15 protein-coding genes are annotated in these 13,801 nt (G+C 29.9%); all 15 read right to left on the reverse strand.

The window, feature by feature from the left end:
- Nucleotides 1–5: 5 nt before the first annotated feature.
- The 15 genes from MR593_RS07775 to selA all read right to left on the reverse strand — a co-directional run bounded on the left by MR593_RS07775 (nt 6) and on the right by selA (nt 13,649).
- Nucleotides 6–203 carry a capping complex subunit for YIEGIA gene (locus MR593_RS07775; RefSeq protein ID WP_290691627.1) on the reverse strand — a complete coding sequence of 66 codons (198 nt, stop codon included), beginning with the start codon at nt 201–203 and terminating at the stop codon, nt 6–8.
- 1 nt (nt 204) lies between these two features.
- Nucleotides 205–1,137, reverse strand: a complete 933-nt coding sequence (locus MR593_RS07780) for a YIEGIA domain-containing protein (protein WP_290691629.1) — start codon at nt 1,135–1,137, stop codon at nt 205–207.
- A gap of 17 nt (nt 1,138–1,154) precedes the next feature.
- Entirely contained in the window at nt 1,155–2,090 is a 936-nt protein-coding gene (locus MR593_RS07785) for a YIEGIA family protein (RefSeq protein ID WP_290691630.1), read from the reverse strand.
- A 116-nt stretch (nt 2,091–2,206) separates the two neighbouring features.
- Entirely contained in the window at nt 2,207–3,508 is a 1,302-nt protein-coding gene (locus tag MR593_RS07790) for a HAMP domain-containing sensor histidine kinase (protein ID WP_290691632.1), read from the reverse strand.
- 46 nt (nt 3,509–3,554) lie between these two features.
- Complete coding sequence (locus MR593_RS07795; RefSeq protein ID WP_290691634.1) at nt 3,555–4,238, reverse strand: winged helix-turn-helix domain-containing protein; 684 nt, start codon at nt 4,236–4,238, stop codon at nt 3,555–3,557.
- Nucleotides 4,239–4,251: 13 nt separating this feature from the next.
- A complete protein-coding gene (pgeF, locus tag MR593_RS07800) occupies nt 4,252–4,974 on the reverse strand; it encodes a peptidoglycan editing factor PgeF (protein ID WP_290691636.1) in 723 nt (240 codons plus the stop codon).
- A 1-nt stretch (nt 4,975) separates the two neighbouring features.
- Nucleotides 4,976–5,434, reverse strand: a complete 459-nt coding sequence (nrdR, locus tag MR593_RS07805; protein ID WP_290691637.1) for a transcriptional regulator NrdR — start codon at nt 5,432–5,434, stop codon at nt 4,976–4,978.
- Nucleotides 5,435–5,467: 33 nt separating this feature from the next.
- Nucleotides 5,468–5,734: a YlmC/YmxH family sporulation protein gene (locus tag MR593_RS07810; protein WP_290691638.1), complete on the reverse strand. Its 267-nt coding sequence runs from the start codon at nt 5,732–5,734 to the stop codon at nt 5,468–5,470.
- A 244-nt stretch (nt 5,735–5,978) separates the two neighbouring features.
- Nucleotides 5,979–6,752 (reverse strand): RNA polymerase sporulation sigma factor SigG, encoded by a 774-nt coding sequence (sigG, locus tag MR593_RS07815; RefSeq protein WP_290691640.1) that lies wholly within the window; start codon nt 6,750–6,752, stop codon nt 5,979–5,981.
- Nucleotides 6,753–6,840: 88 nt separating this feature from the next.
- Entirely contained in the window at nt 6,841–7,575 is a 735-nt protein-coding gene (sigE, locus tag MR593_RS07820; RefSeq protein WP_290691642.1) for an RNA polymerase sporulation sigma factor SigE, read from the reverse strand.
- A gap of 16 nt (nt 7,576–7,591) precedes the next feature.
- Nucleotides 7,592–8,419 carry a sigma-E processing peptidase SpoIIGA gene (locus MR593_RS07825; protein ID WP_290691644.1) on the reverse strand — a complete coding sequence of 276 codons (828 nt, stop codon included), beginning with the start codon at nt 8,417–8,419 and terminating at the stop codon, nt 7,592–7,594.
- Between the two features lie 184 nt (nt 8,420–8,603).
- Entirely contained in the window at nt 8,604–9,239 is a 636-nt protein-coding gene (gene yedF / locus MR593_RS07830) for a sulfurtransferase-like selenium metabolism protein YedF (RefSeq protein WP_290691645.1), read from the reverse strand.
- A gap of 40 nt (nt 9,240–9,279) precedes the next feature.
- On the reverse strand, nt 9,280–10,308 hold the full coding sequence (selD, locus tag MR593_RS07835) for a selenide, water dikinase SelD (RefSeq protein WP_442908404.1): 1,029 nt from the start codon (nt 10,306–10,308) through the stop codon (nt 9,280–9,282).
- A 41-nt stretch (nt 10,309–10,349) separates the two neighbouring features.
- Nucleotides 10,350–12,233, reverse strand: coding sequence for a selenocysteine-specific translation elongation factor (selB, locus tag MR593_RS07840; RefSeq protein WP_290691647.1), 1,884 nt, complete (start codon nt 12,231–12,233; stop codon nt 10,350–10,352).
- 15 nt (nt 12,234–12,248) lie between these two features.
- Nucleotides 12,249–13,649, reverse strand: a complete 1,401-nt coding sequence (gene selA / locus MR593_RS07845) for an L-seryl-tRNA(Sec) selenium transferase (protein WP_290691649.1) — start codon at nt 13,647–13,649, stop codon at nt 12,249–12,251.
- Between the last annotated feature and the right edge of the window lie 152 nt (nt 13,650–13,801).

Genomic DNA, 13,801 nt, shown 5'->3' on the forward strand with positions numbered 1-13,801 from the left:
AAAATTTAATGTTTTACGACTATTAAAGTCTCCTTTCCTATTTGATGTACTACTCCGTCTACACATTTTGCCATAAGCATCGCCTTATCCTGCATATCGTCATCGTCGCTTGCATAAAATACAGGACATCCTCCTGCAAAGCTCATATTTCTATCTGTAGTTATTACCGCTAATGTAAAATCATTTATAGATATATTAGACATCTTATATACCTTCCTTTCTTCCAATTAAATAATTTTTTAAGGATATATTTTTGCCCTTAGCACTTGAAATTATTGGACATGATTTAATTACATTTATCACTTCTTGTTCGTTTTTTTCTATAGGTAAATACGCTATTACCAAGCTTTCATTTTGGGGATTTCTCCTAGGTAAAGGTGTAAAAACAGGTTCGTTTTTTTGTCTGTAAAGCCCTAATCTACTGTACAAGTTATAAACTATTGTCTGCCTTTGTCCAGGATCTTGTATTATAGAGGCGTTTACATAGCTTTTGTCTTTAGGAATTATCTCGATTCCCACGCCGTATTTTAAAAATCTGTCCCTATCCTTTTTTAATCCGACATTTGTTATACCACTTAAACCACCTACCTTGAGAATACTTTCATTTTCAAAGCTGATATCTACAATTTTTACATCTGCAATATCACCAATAGAATCTCTTCTTATAATCCTTTTTAAAATAAACGCCAACGCTATTCCAACTAAAGTACTAATTATCAATCCAATATTTTGAGATACATTGAATTCTGAAGTAATTAAATAATAAAATCCAACTGTAGCAAATGAAGTTATTATACACATATAATTTCTTACCTCATATGTTTTAGCGATTTCTTCTATAAATGCATTGCCTCTTTTTACGAGTTGTTTTTCTTCTAATTCAGTCAGTGTATCCCTTCTATTTTCCCTAACCTGTCTAAACTGCTCTCCTGCTAGTGATAAAAACGTAATAGACGTATAAGATCTCTCTATTAACGCTGGAACTAATAACGCTCCCAACGAAGATGCTACAAAGGCAAGAACAAGCTGTGAAATTAAAACATTCGGCTGCGTTGGGTATTGCTTTTGATCTAAATTTAACATAATCAATCTTGTAATTACTCCTATTATTATTCCTATAAAAAAAACCTTGTCCATTATACACCTCTCAAATTTTACTGCTTTATTAAATTTTTATATTCACTCTGCTTACCTTTAGCCACCTCTAAAATAGGTGTGCTCTGTGCTACCTTCTTTATCAATTCCATATCATTTAAAATCGGCATAAATACAATCAATACACTTTTTGTTTCTAAATCTACCTTAGATGTTGATACTATATCGTGTTCATCTACATCCTTGTCTACACCAGTATGGATAAATATATTATGTATAATTGCATCTCTCTGTCCCAAGTCATTTACAACGCCAAAGTCCTTTTTGTCCTTTGGAACTACTTCAATCGCAATTCCATTTTTTAAAAATTTATCTCTAGTCGATTTCAAGCCTATATTTGTTATCACGACGTCATTGACCTTCATTATAGGTCCCTCGAAGTATATCTTAGCTTCTTTTATATCGGCAATGTCACCTATACTATTTCTTCTGAGTATTCTTCTAAATATCAAACCTATTATCAGAGCAACTAAAATAGCAAGTCCTGTGCAAAGCCATATATTTTCTCCAAACCTCTTGGCAACCAATATATATACTACGGATGAAAATAATGCTGAAAATAGACTGACATAACTCCTAACCTCATAAGTAGAAGATATCTCCTCTATATACGCTATACCCTTGGGCACTAATGCATCCTCATCGATATTATCTAAAGTTATCTTTTCCTGCTTGGATAACCCTTGAAACTGTTGAATTCCTACAGCCAAAAAAGTAAGCGCTGCAAACTCTTTATCCATAAGAGCAGGAAACGCAATAGCTCCTAATGAAGAAGTAAGTCCCGCCATTATAATCTGCTCTATATAATCCTGAGGTCTCATCGGGTACTGCTTGTCGTTTACTCTAAGCACTAAAAACCTACACAAAGTTCCTAAAAGTACAGCTACTAAAAATGAATGTCTAAACAAAGCTTCATTTAATGCACTCTCTGTCATATCGCACTCTCCTTTGTAAAATTCTATTTAAAATTATTTTGCACAAAAGAAAAAATCTTATGTAAAATTTCTATATATCATAGATTTATTTACATAAGATTTTAGATTTATTTTTATTATTTTGTTTCCATCGGGATTGTAACTATAAAATTACTTCCAATTCCTAAAATACTCTCGACCGTAATATTACCGCCTAGAGATTTGACCATATGCTTAGTAATAGCAAGCCCAAGTCCTGTTCCCCCGATATCTCTACTTCTAGCTTTATCAACTCTGTAAAATCTCTCAAAAATTCTACTTAGCGATTCTTTCGGTATTCCTATTCCGTTGTCTTTAAATTCAATTACTATATTTTGATTTTTCCTGTCGTAGCACTGTCTAACTTCGATTCTTCCATTTTCAGGAGTATATTTTATGCCATTATCGACTAAATTTAAAAATATCTGCTTTACATTATCTCTAAATCCTAAAATATGTACATCTTCATCTTCAAAATCATATGTCACTGTTATATTCTTACTTGAAGCTATATACTCTGTTATCTCGTATACCTCTTTAAATACATCAAATAGCCTTACTTCTTCATAAGACAAGTCCTGACCATTTTCAATTGAAGAAAGCAATAATATATCTTCAATTAGTCCCTTTAGCCTATTCGATTCCTTCTCGATTATATCTAAAAAATGGTTTCTAGTATCTTTATTTATATCGTCGTTAATCTTTAAAGTCTCTACAAAGCCTGTAATAGAAGTCAACGGTGTTTTTAATTCATGACTTACATTAGCCACGAAATCTCTTCTCATATTTTCCAATTTGACAATTTCTGTTATATCTTCAATATTTATAATAGATCCTATTATTGCGTGCTTTGAATCCTGCAAATAGACGGGGTCTATTTTTATTCTATAGACCAAATTATTTTTTAAATTTAACTCAATTACTTCATTTTGAGTACTTCCTACGTATTTTTGAAATACCTCTAATATGCTTTTATCCTTTACAACATTTTTAAAATTTAAACCTTCTAAATTAATTTCTGTATCACTTTTTAACATTTCTTTGGCTATATCATTTATAAGAAGAATATTCCCTTTTATATCAATCGCCAAAATTCCATGAGATATACTTTTTACTATAGATGTCAATTGAAGATGCTTGTATTCAACCTCCTCAATTGTGCTGTCCATTATCTGAATCATGTAATTGAAATTTTTAGATAATTCTCCTAATTCGCCTTTTACATATGTATTTAATCTCGCGTGGAATTCTTTATTACTCACCTTTTTAGAAACTATTGTAAATTCCTTCAAGTATCTGCGTAAGGTTATGGTATATCTTACAAGCAATATGGCTAAAGCTGTTGTAATAAGCAATACAAAGAAATATACTTCATTTAATTGATATAAGTTTGAATCCATAAATATTACCTCAACCTTTAACTAAATTAGTCCCATAATTTCACATTTAACTAATTTTATACCCAATTCCTCTAATAGTTTCTATATATTTTTCTCCATCACTTTCAATTTTTTTTCTTAAATATCTAATATGGACGTCTACGGTTCTTGTTTCTCCAAAATATTCATATCCCCATACTTTATCTAATAAAAAGTTTCTGGATAATACCTTTCCTTTATTTTGAATAAGTAATTTAAGTAAATCAAATTCTTTAATAGTCAAATCTATCTTTTGATCTTTTTTAGTTACTTCATGCTTTATCAAATCCATTTTTAAATCCTTTACACTTAGTACGTCCTCCACTTTATTTGCAGTTATATTATATCTTCTAAGTACAGAATTTATCCTAGCTAGCAATTCCTTTATTCCAAATGGCTTTGTTATATAGTCATCTGCGCCTTCTTCTAGTCCCTTGACCTTATCTCTTTCCATATTTTTTGCTGTCAGCATAATAACTGGTGTCTCTTTTAGCTCTTGGTCATTTTTTATCTTTTTAAGCACTTCCATTCCACTTATATTAGGTAACATCCAGTCTAGAAGTATTAAATTAGGTTTAAATTCCTTTGCCTTATAATATCCTTCAAAACCATCTTGTGAATAATCAACTTTATATCCATTTACTTCTAAGTTGAATTTTAAAAGCTCTACTATATGCATTTCGTCATCTATAACTAATACTTTTTCCTCCATAAATATTACCCCCTTATTTTATCTCAATGAAGGTTCCTATTCTCTTTTCTGTTTTATCGTGTTTTCTATATGAAAAAAACTTATCACAATTACAGCTTGTGCAAATATTCATATTTAATATATTCGACTCTAGTACTCCAAACTCTTTCAATATATATGTATTAATTTTCCATAAATCGAGATAGTATTTTTCATCTTCTATTTTATATATTTTTTCGTCGCTATTTGTAACGAGTTTGTTAAATTTTTCAACTAAATCACGAGAGACCTCATAGCAACAGCTACCTATAGATGGTCCTATAATTGCTATTACATCTTTGGGATTAGTATCGTAATTATCCTTCATAGCTTTTAAGGTTTTTTCGCATATTTTAGCGTATGTCCCTCTCCAGCCAGCATGAGCAAGACCTACAGCCTTATTTTTTGTATCGACTAAAACAACTGGCACGCAGTCAGCTGTTAAAATCAAAAGAGGCACGTTTTTTTCATTTGTTATAATAGCATCTCCGTCTATTATTTTTCCTATATTATCTCTGCCTATTTTATTTACTATATCCGAATGAATTTGTTTGTTTTTACTTAAGTTTTTTAAAGTAAATATATCTTTAAATGTTTTTTGTATATCGTCTTTATTTTTTGCATCTATATTGCTAGTTGTTATAGCTATTTTTACAAAATCTAGTCCTTCTTTATTAATTTCTAAATAATCGTTTCTATCTATTACAGTTTGTGTCATATTAATCACCCTTCTCCATCAAAATATTTTTTAATTCGCTGACAAAAGTATTTATATCTTTAAATTGTCTATATACAGATGCAAATCTAACATATGATACCTCGTCTATATCCTTTAATTTATCCATCACCATTTCGCCGATTTTATTAGTACTTATTTCTGTTACATAATTTTTATTTATTTCATTTTCTACATAAGAAACTATGCTTTCTATTTGTTCTATTGAAACAGGTCTTTTTTCACAAGACTTTATTATTCCTCTTTTTATTTTTTCTCTATCAAATATTTCCCTACTGTTGTCTTTTTTTATCACCATTATAGGTGTTGTTTCAATTGTTTCGTAAGTTGTGAATCTCTTTTTACAAGACTCACATTCTCTCCTTCTTCTAATAGATTTACTATCTGTATGTCTAGAATCTACTACCTTAGACTCTTTGTAATTACAATATGGGCATTGCATTTTATTCCTCCTTAGCTAGATAAGATTTAAAATTTAAATATCAATTTGGTCTGTATCAAAATTTAAGCTTGAACCTATATTTACAAGTATAGTATCGTATCCTATTCTCAAAATATCCTTCCAAAATACAGCTTCAATATCTACACCTTTAGAAAAAAAGCTTCCTGATGCTCCTGTTATCGAAAAAGATGATACCTTTCCATTTTCAATATCTAAATCTATATCTGTTATAAAACCTAATTTCTTACCATTTTTTACATTTATTATTTCTTTTTCCATAATATCTGATATTCTCATCATAGTTAAATTCCCCCTTAAAAGATTTTCTTATACTTATATAAGTTTATTATTGATCACGGGAAAAAATTCACTACGATATTGTCTATAAATTTTATAATTATTTTCCTTTTAGTTTTATTTTACACATTATCGAAAAATAATCAAATTTTTTAGCAATTTGTAGATATTTTGTAAAAATAAAACTGCCATAAAGCGATTATTAAGTCGCTTATACGACAGTTTTATTTGCTTTCGATGTTTTATTTTAGATATACTTTCTCATGTTTTTTAGGGCATTTTTTTCGATTCTAGATACTTGCGCCTGCGAAATACCTATTTCATCTGCCACTTCGATTTGAGTTCTTCCTTTATAAAATCTTAAATCAAGGACTAATCTCTCCCTTGAACTCAATTTTTTTATAGCCTCCTTTAATGCTATCTCCTCTAGCCAGTTTTCGTCTGTGTCTTTTTTGTCCTGTACCTGATCCATTACAAATATAGCATCTCCATTGTCCTGATAAACTGGATCAAATAAAGATATAGGATCCTGTATAGCGTCGAGAGCCATCACTACTGACTCTACCTCCATGTCTAATTCCTTTGCAATCTCTGAAATAGTAGGCTCTTTTGAATTAGTCCTTATAAGTCTCTCTCTGACTTGCAGAGCTTTATAAGCTATATCTTTTAGAGAACGTGAAACTCTAATCGGGTTATTATCCCTAAGATATCTCCTTATCTCTCCTATAATCATAGGAACAGCGTAAGTAGAAAATCTTACATTTTGACTTAAATCGAAATTATCAATAGCTTTTATAAGTCCAACACATCCTATTTGAAATAAGTCATCTACGTTTTCTCCTCTATTATTGAATTTTTGTATAACACTTAGAACTAATCTCAAATTGCCCTTTACAAATTTTTGTCTAGCCTCCTGATCACCTTGCTTAATCTTTACTAACAGCTCTCTCATTTGATCGGCTTTAAGTACAGGAAGCTCTGATGTATTTACACCACAAATCTCAACTTTATTTATAATCATAAATTTCAGTCCTCTCTTAAAAGATTCTATATATGAAATTATTTACACATCATATATTTTTATACTTTTAATGAGAACTTATTTATTTTTATAAAAATTTTTTCATCTCTTTTTTAAGTCTAAAAATAATCTTTTTTTCTAATCTAGAAATGTAAGATTGGGATATTCCAAGGATATTGGCGACTTCTTTTTGAGTTTTTTCTTTTCCTTTTGTGCTGAGTCCAAATCTTAATTCCATAATTTGCTTTTCTCTATCAGATAATTTATCTAAAGCCATAAATAGTAAATTTTTATCTATTTCCTCTTCAATTATCTTATAAACTTCATCGTTATCTGTACCAAGTACATCTGATAATAAAAGCTCATTTCCATCTAAGTCTACATTCAGCGGCTCGTCAAATGATACTTCTGATTTTTTCTTGTTGTTTTTTCTAAGGCACATAAGTATTTCATTTTCTATACATCTAGATGCATATGTCGCCAGCTTTATATTTTTGTTTAAATTAAATGTATTTACAGCCTTTATAAGTCCAATCGTTCCTATAGAGATAAGGTCCTCCATATCTATTCCTGTATTTTCAAACTTTCTAGATATATAGACTACTAATCTTAGGTTTCTCTCTATTAAAACAGTCTTTATATTTTCATCGTATTCTAGTTTTTGTAATAATTCCCTTTCTTCTTCTACAGTAAGTGGTGGAGGTAATACATTTACTCCTCCCATGTAATAAATACTGTCTGGGTTTATCAGCTTTAATTTACTTCCTATTTTGATAAACCTCATAAGTATTTTTCTTTTTAAATCCTCTAATAGTAATACCAATGAAAAGTCCTCCTTTTTAATATAATATCCTTGGATTTAAAATTGCGCTGTATTCCTTATCGTTGAAATTAGATACTCCAAGAATAATATCGCTTATTTTTTTATCATCGACATTTAGATAATCCGCCTTTATACCTAATATCATGCCTGCATTATTATCTCCAACGTGTCTATATGGAATTAATCTAACTCTGCACGAAACCTTTGGGCTTAGATTATCAGTTATTTTTTGGATATCTGAAATATCCATTTTTTCAAAATCATAATCCTTGGGTAAAAAATTTTCTAAAAGACTTGCCTTGATTATTACAACATCGCTTTTACTGATGGGATCCTGGAGTAAATTTCCACTATCTAAAAGTGCAGTACATTTTATATTTTGATCTAGTATTGATATATTTATTTCCTTTGTCACCTGCTCAATATGCTTTAATAATCTAAAATCGTTGATTATTTTTTTCAACAATTTACAGCTTACATAAGCACAAATTATAATAAAGGATACTGTCATATGATTTACTCCTGTGAAGTAAATTACAAAATAAGCACTTCCAGATATAAATATATTTACTAGATAAAAGCTAAAAAGGATTTTAACAAACTCCCTTTTATCTGTTACATTAAAAGAAATTAGAACTATCAATACTATAAATACAAATTTAGAAGGTAGAGTAAAAAAAATTTCTAATTCTTTATAAATATACATAACACTGTAGATAGTCCCTATTACTGCACCTAGTATTTGCCTGTATTTTTTGCTGTATACCTTAGTAATAGAAGTCGTACAACTTATAATAATATAGTTAATCAGTAAGTTTTCAAAAATATAGTAATCTAAATACATTAGATTTTCCCCTTTTCCTTACTTAATCGTGTTATATGTTTAAAAAATTAATTAAATATTTTCTTAAATATATTATAGAATATACGGTTTAAATATTTTGTCATTTTCAACAGTCGAATATAAAATAATTTTTCTAAAAAAATACAATTATTTTTTACATCCTACCTTCTAAATAATTTTATATTTATGGTCTTATAATTTTATCGGCTTGTGACATTTTTTCAACTATAAAATACATATTTGTGACCTCTCCAACTTCTAGCTTGTCTGCTAAATCGTAGTAGTTCAAACATGTACCACAGCTTAAAATTTCTACTCCTTGTGCTTGTAGTGTTTTTAAATCTTCAATAGATTTAGAACCCTCTGTAGATAATTTTACTCCTGAATTGTAAAGTAATACAGTACTTGGAAGCTCATCTAATTCAGTTAACGCGAATATAAATCCTTTCATAAGTATTTCGCCTAGCTCTTCACTTCCTTGTCCCATTTGATTGCTGCTAAGCACTACTACTGTATTGGTTTTTCTATCTGGATAACAAACTTCACCTTGTTCGTTTTTAGCTTTCTCTACTTGATCTTGTTTAGCTTCTGACAAATCACCAGTTTTTATTTTTATGACATAATGTTGTTGATTTATTTTTTCACATGAATACTCTAATTTTTTTTGTTTTGCCATTTTACTTAAATTTTGTACTGCGATTTCATTGTCTACACTAACTGATATTATACTTGGTTGTGTCATTTCACTTAAAGCCTTCTTCGTCTTTATTACTGGAATTGGACATTGATCTCCTCTAGCATCTATTTCTATTTCTCTCATCTTATTCTTCCTTTCTTTATTTAAAATTATTATTTTTTAATTAATTTACAATTATTTTATATTTTTGTTCTTCTACAATTTCGCCTATTATACCACATGGCAATTCTAATGTTTTTAATTCTTCTATAAGCTCATCTGCATCCTTTGGATTTACTGCTATCAATAGCCCTCCTGATGTCTGTGGATCAAATAATATTTCCTCCATAGCAAAATCATCTATATTAAATAGTACTTTGTCTTCAAGGAAATTTCTATTTCTCTGTGCAGCAGCTGTAAGTAAAAATTCAGATGCGTAGTTTTTCGCTTCTTCTATATAAGGCACTTTATCGCTATTTAATACGGCTGAACACTTACCTGCTACCATTTCATTTAGATGTCCAAGCAAGCTAAACCCTGTTACATCTGTGCATGCATGAATATCGTATTTTCTAGAGATTTCTGATGCATATTTATTCAATGTGCACATAGAATTAATCGCCTTTTCCATAGCCTCTTTACTAGCTTCACCTACTCTATTTGCTGTAGCAATTATTCCGACTCCTAGAGGCTTAGTAAGTATCAATTTATCTCCTATTTTACAACCGTTATTTGAATATATTTTATTTGGGTTTATAACTCCTGTAACAGATAGTCCATATTTTACATCTTGGTCCATTATAGAATGTCCCCCTGATAAAACACCACCTGCTTCTTGAACCTTTTCAGTTCCTCCAAGTATTATATCTCCTAATATATTCAAATCCATTTGCTCTGGAAAGCATACTATATTTAAGGCAGTTTTAACCTCTCCACCCATAGCGTATATATCGCTTAGAGCATTTGCTGCAGCTATTTTCCCAAATGTATACGGATCATCTACCATCGGTGGGAAAAAGTCTAGTGTCTGTACTATGGCTATATCATCAGTTATCTTATAAACTGATGCATCGTCGTTACTCTCAAATCCTATAAGTAAATTTTCGTCGTGTTTTCTAGGTATTTTATCTAGAACTCGGCTCAAAACACCTGGTCCTAGCTTTGCAGTACAGCCTCCGCCTTTGCAAAATACTATATCTTTTTTACTCATAATAAAACCTCTTTTCCTAAAAATTAAAACCTCTTTTAAATATATTAAAACAACCTTCTCTTATCTTCAATCCTAACTGTAACTTTATTTCTATCAAAATTTTCTAGCATAGCTATTGATATTTTTCTATTAGATTTTGTAAGGTCTCTAAACTCAGCTACTGTTATTTCTTTATTTTTCTTTAGATAATTTATTAAATCATTTTTCACTTTTTCGTATACCTTTTTATCTAAGAATTGTCCATCATTTATCTTTTGAATACTTTCTCCTATTAAAGCTTCAAAAACCTCTTCATAAAATTTATTTTTTCCACAAACTTCTTCTTCTGTTAAAAGCGATTTTAGTCCATTTTTTCTAAATTTACTTTCGATATCTTTTTTTATTTCTAACTGCTTTTTATTAAAGCAGACTTCAAAATCGTAATTAGATACCAAATTGTTTTCGATTTTAATTTGTTTATTTTGAACCATCTTGTTGAATATTACATCTATATCTTTTACTTTTAAATTGTTATCAGTTCTAGATCTAAGCTCCTCCTTTAAAATACCCTTTCTCAGTCTGTATTTTTTATGATAATCACTTAAAATCTCTACTATCTTTTGGCATAATTTATCATATTGATTTATATGTATATAGTATTTATTTACTTTAACGACCTTATTTTCTTTGATTAAATCATCTAATTGAATTTTTATATCTTCTTCGTTGTCACCTGTATAGCTTATTAAATCCTTTAGAGTTATATAGTTAGCTAATTTTAGCTTCAAATACTCCTCGATTATATCCTTTAATTCTCCTCTTTCCTTGACTTTCAAAGACTCGATGACTTTTTCATCGTGTATTTTATGCTTTTTAGGAGCTGTATCGATTATGACTCCACCACCTATAGTCTCCATAGGAGAATAAGATCTAATTATAAATCTATCTCCTTTCTTGGCCACAATTTTATCCTCTAGTCTAAGCTGAGCATATCCGCTTTCTCCATATGATATTTGGTCTTCATTTAGTGGAACTATTCTGCATAAAATCTCCCTTGTTCCGTGGAAAATTCTTATTCTATCCCAGTGTTTTAAGTTTTTTTTAGCATGCTCAACCAGAGATATATTTACGTCTATCATCATCGATTCTTCAACTGAACCAGTAGCTGCGATTACATCTCCCCTTTGTATTTCACTGACTTTTATATTCGATAAATTGATAGCCGTTCTTTGACCTGCATAGGCTGTCTTTACATCTACTCCATGAACCTGCAGATTTCTGACTTTTACATTCTTTTCAGCTGGATATATAGTAAGCTCTTCGTCTAAATCTATTTTTCCTTCAATCAAGGTTCCAGTTACTATAGTTCCGAATCCTTTTAATGAAAATACCCTATCTATACTCATTCTAGATGGAGAATCGATTTTCTTTTCTTCTATATTTTCACTTAATTCGTCAATTTTTTCAACTAATTCATCTAGACCTCTTCTCGAAATAGAATCAACTTCTACAATAGGTGCATTTTCAATAAATAATCCCTTTATCTTTTCCTTTATATCGTCTTTAACTAATTCTATAAATTCATCATCGACTAAGTCACATTTAGTTAAAACTATTATCCCATTTTTCACATCTAAATAATTCAAAATATCTAAATGCTCAATAGTCTGAGGCATCACACCCTCATCTGCTGCTATTACTAATAAGACAATATCTATTCCACATGCTCCAGCTAGCATATTTTTTATAAATTTTTCATGTCCTGGAACATCGACTATCCCGACACGTTTTTTGCTCGGCAAATCAAAATATGTAAATCCTAAATTAATAGATATTCCCCTTTGCTTTTCCTCCTTTAAATTATCTGTTTCCCTACCTGTAAGAGCTCTTATCAATGTTGTCTTGCCATGGTCTATATGTCCTGCTGTTCCTACAATTATATTTTTCATTTCAAAGAAGTCCCCCTAAAAAATTTCCTTCAATTCTTTTATTATAAAATCAAACTCATCCTCTTCTATAGTTCTGACATCCAAAATATACTTGTCTCCATTTATTCTGCCAATTATATGTGACTTACTATTTCTAAGCATCTTTTCTAGATAAGACACGCTAAATTTATCGGGTTTAATTGTAACTGTATATGTATCTAGCTTTTCAAGTGGCATTGAACCGCCTCCCACTTGAGATACATCTCTTTCCTTTTCGACAACTGCATCTATATTTAAATTTCGGATTTTATTCAAAAGTAGATCTGCTTTTTTATCTAGCTCATCTAATTTGCAAGTAATCATCTTCAAAGTTGGAATATTTTCAATTGCTTCATTTTCATCTAAATACATTCTCAATGTAGCTTCCAAAGCCGCTATAGTCATTTTGTCAACTCTCAAAGCTCTTGTCAGTTGATTTTTTTTCATTTTTTTTATGTACTTTTTCTTTCCGACTATGATTCCAGCTTGTGGACCTCCGAGCATTTTATCTCCACTAAATGTGACTACATCTGCCCCTTTTTTAATCGAATCTATTACAGTAGGCTCATAAGAAAGTCCGTATTTAGATAAATCTATAAATACTCCACTTCCTAAATCCTCAATAATAGGCAGTTCTCTAAATTCTTCTTCTTGCTTTAACTCATCGATTCCGACAGACTCTGTAAATCCCAATATTCTGTAATTACTTGTATGTACCTTCATTATAGCCTTAGTATTCTCGTTAAAGGCTTTTTTGTAATCTCTTATATGTGTTTTATTTGTAGAGCCGACTTCTACTAATTTACCACTACCTAATTCCATAATACTAGATATTCTAAAGCTTCCACCGACTTCTACAAGCTCACCTCTAGAAACTATAACTTCTCCGTCTTTTGCCAATGTGTCGAGCACTAATAAGACAGCAGCTGCATTATTATTTACAATTAAAACATCCTCTGCTCCTGTAAGCTCTTTTATAATTTCTACTAAATGGTCATATCTCGAACCTCTTTTCCCCTCTGACAAATCGTACTCCAAATTACAATATCCAAATGCAATATCGACTAAATCATCTTTTATCTTTGGACTAAGTCTAGATCTTCCTAAATTAGTATGTAAAATTATTCCTGTCCCATTTACAACTTTTTCAATAGACAACTCAAATTTTTCTTTTATAGAATTTATTATATCGACTATTAAATCATCTTCTTTTATATCAAATAAATCTATATCCTTTTCATCTAAAAAAATAATTTCTTCTCTTTTTCTATTTATTTCTTCTCTTATGGACTCTAATATTAATTTTCTTGGATAGCAATCCATTAAGGCCTCTATTTTACCATTTGATAAAATTTTATCAACTGAAGGCAATTTTGAAAAAGCTTGATTTTTTTTCAAACATACTCCCCCCTTGTATAATGTAGTTGTAATATTTAATAGAAAACTTTCAAGTAATCTACCGAACATTAACAACTCTTCTAAAATTTAATTCTATTTAAAATCCTATCGGATCTTAACTCATTTCTTAATTCGTTTTCTATTAAATTATT

It is taken from the genome of Intestinibacter sp., assembly GCF_022780145.1.
Lineage (GTDB): Bacteria > Bacillota > Clostridia > Peptostreptococcales > Peptostreptococcaceae > Intestinibacter.

What these genes read in the sequence shown, in the direction of transcription:
- MR593_RS07790 (WP_290691632.1), bottom strand. Translation starts at nt 3,508, where the DNA reads ATGGATTCAAACTTATATCAATTAAATGAAGTATATTTCTTTGTATTG.
- MR593_RS07780 (WP_290691629.1), bottom strand. Translation starts at nt 1,137, where the DNA reads ATGGACAAGGTTTTTTTTATAGGAATAATAATAGGAGTAATTACAAGA.
- sigG (WP_290691640.1), bottom strand. Translation starts at nt 6,752, where the DNA reads ATGATTATAAATAAAGTTGAGATTTGTGGTGTAAATACATCAGAGCTT.
- MR593_RS07785 (WP_290691630.1), bottom strand. Translation starts at nt 2,090, where the DNA reads ATGACAGAGAGTGCATTAAATGAAGCTTTGTTTAGACATTCATTTTTA.
- MR593_RS07795 (WP_290691634.1), bottom strand. Translation starts at nt 4,238, where the DNA reads ATGGAGGAAAAAGTATTAGTTATAGATGACGAAATGCATATAGTAGAG.
- pgeF (WP_290691636.1), bottom strand. Translation starts at nt 4,974, where the DNA reads ATGACACAAACTGTAATAGATAGAAACGATTATTTAGAAATTAATAAA.
- selB (WP_290691647.1), bottom strand. Translation starts at nt 12,233, where the DNA reads ATGAAAAATATAATTGTAGGAACAGCAGGACATATAGACCATGGCAAG.
- MR593_RS07825 (WP_290691644.1), bottom strand. Translation starts at nt 8,419, where the DNA reads ATGTATTTAGATTACTATATTTTTGAAAACTTACTGATTAACTATATT.
- yedF (WP_290691645.1), bottom strand. Translation starts at nt 9,239, where the DNA reads ATGAGAGAAATAGAAATAGATGCTAGAGGAGATCAATGTCCAATTCCA.
- nrdR (WP_290691637.1), bottom strand. Translation starts at nt 5,434, where the DNA reads ATGCAATGCCCATATTGTAATTACAAAGAGTCTAAGGTAGTAGATTCT.
- MR593_RS07810 (WP_290691638.1), bottom strand. Translation starts at nt 5,734, where the DNA reads ATGATGAGAATATCAGATATTATGGAAAAAGAAATAATAAATGTAAAA.
- MR593_RS07775 (WP_290691627.1), bottom strand. Translation starts at nt 203, where the DNA reads ATGTCTAATATATCTATAAATGATTTTACATTAGCGGTAATAACTACA.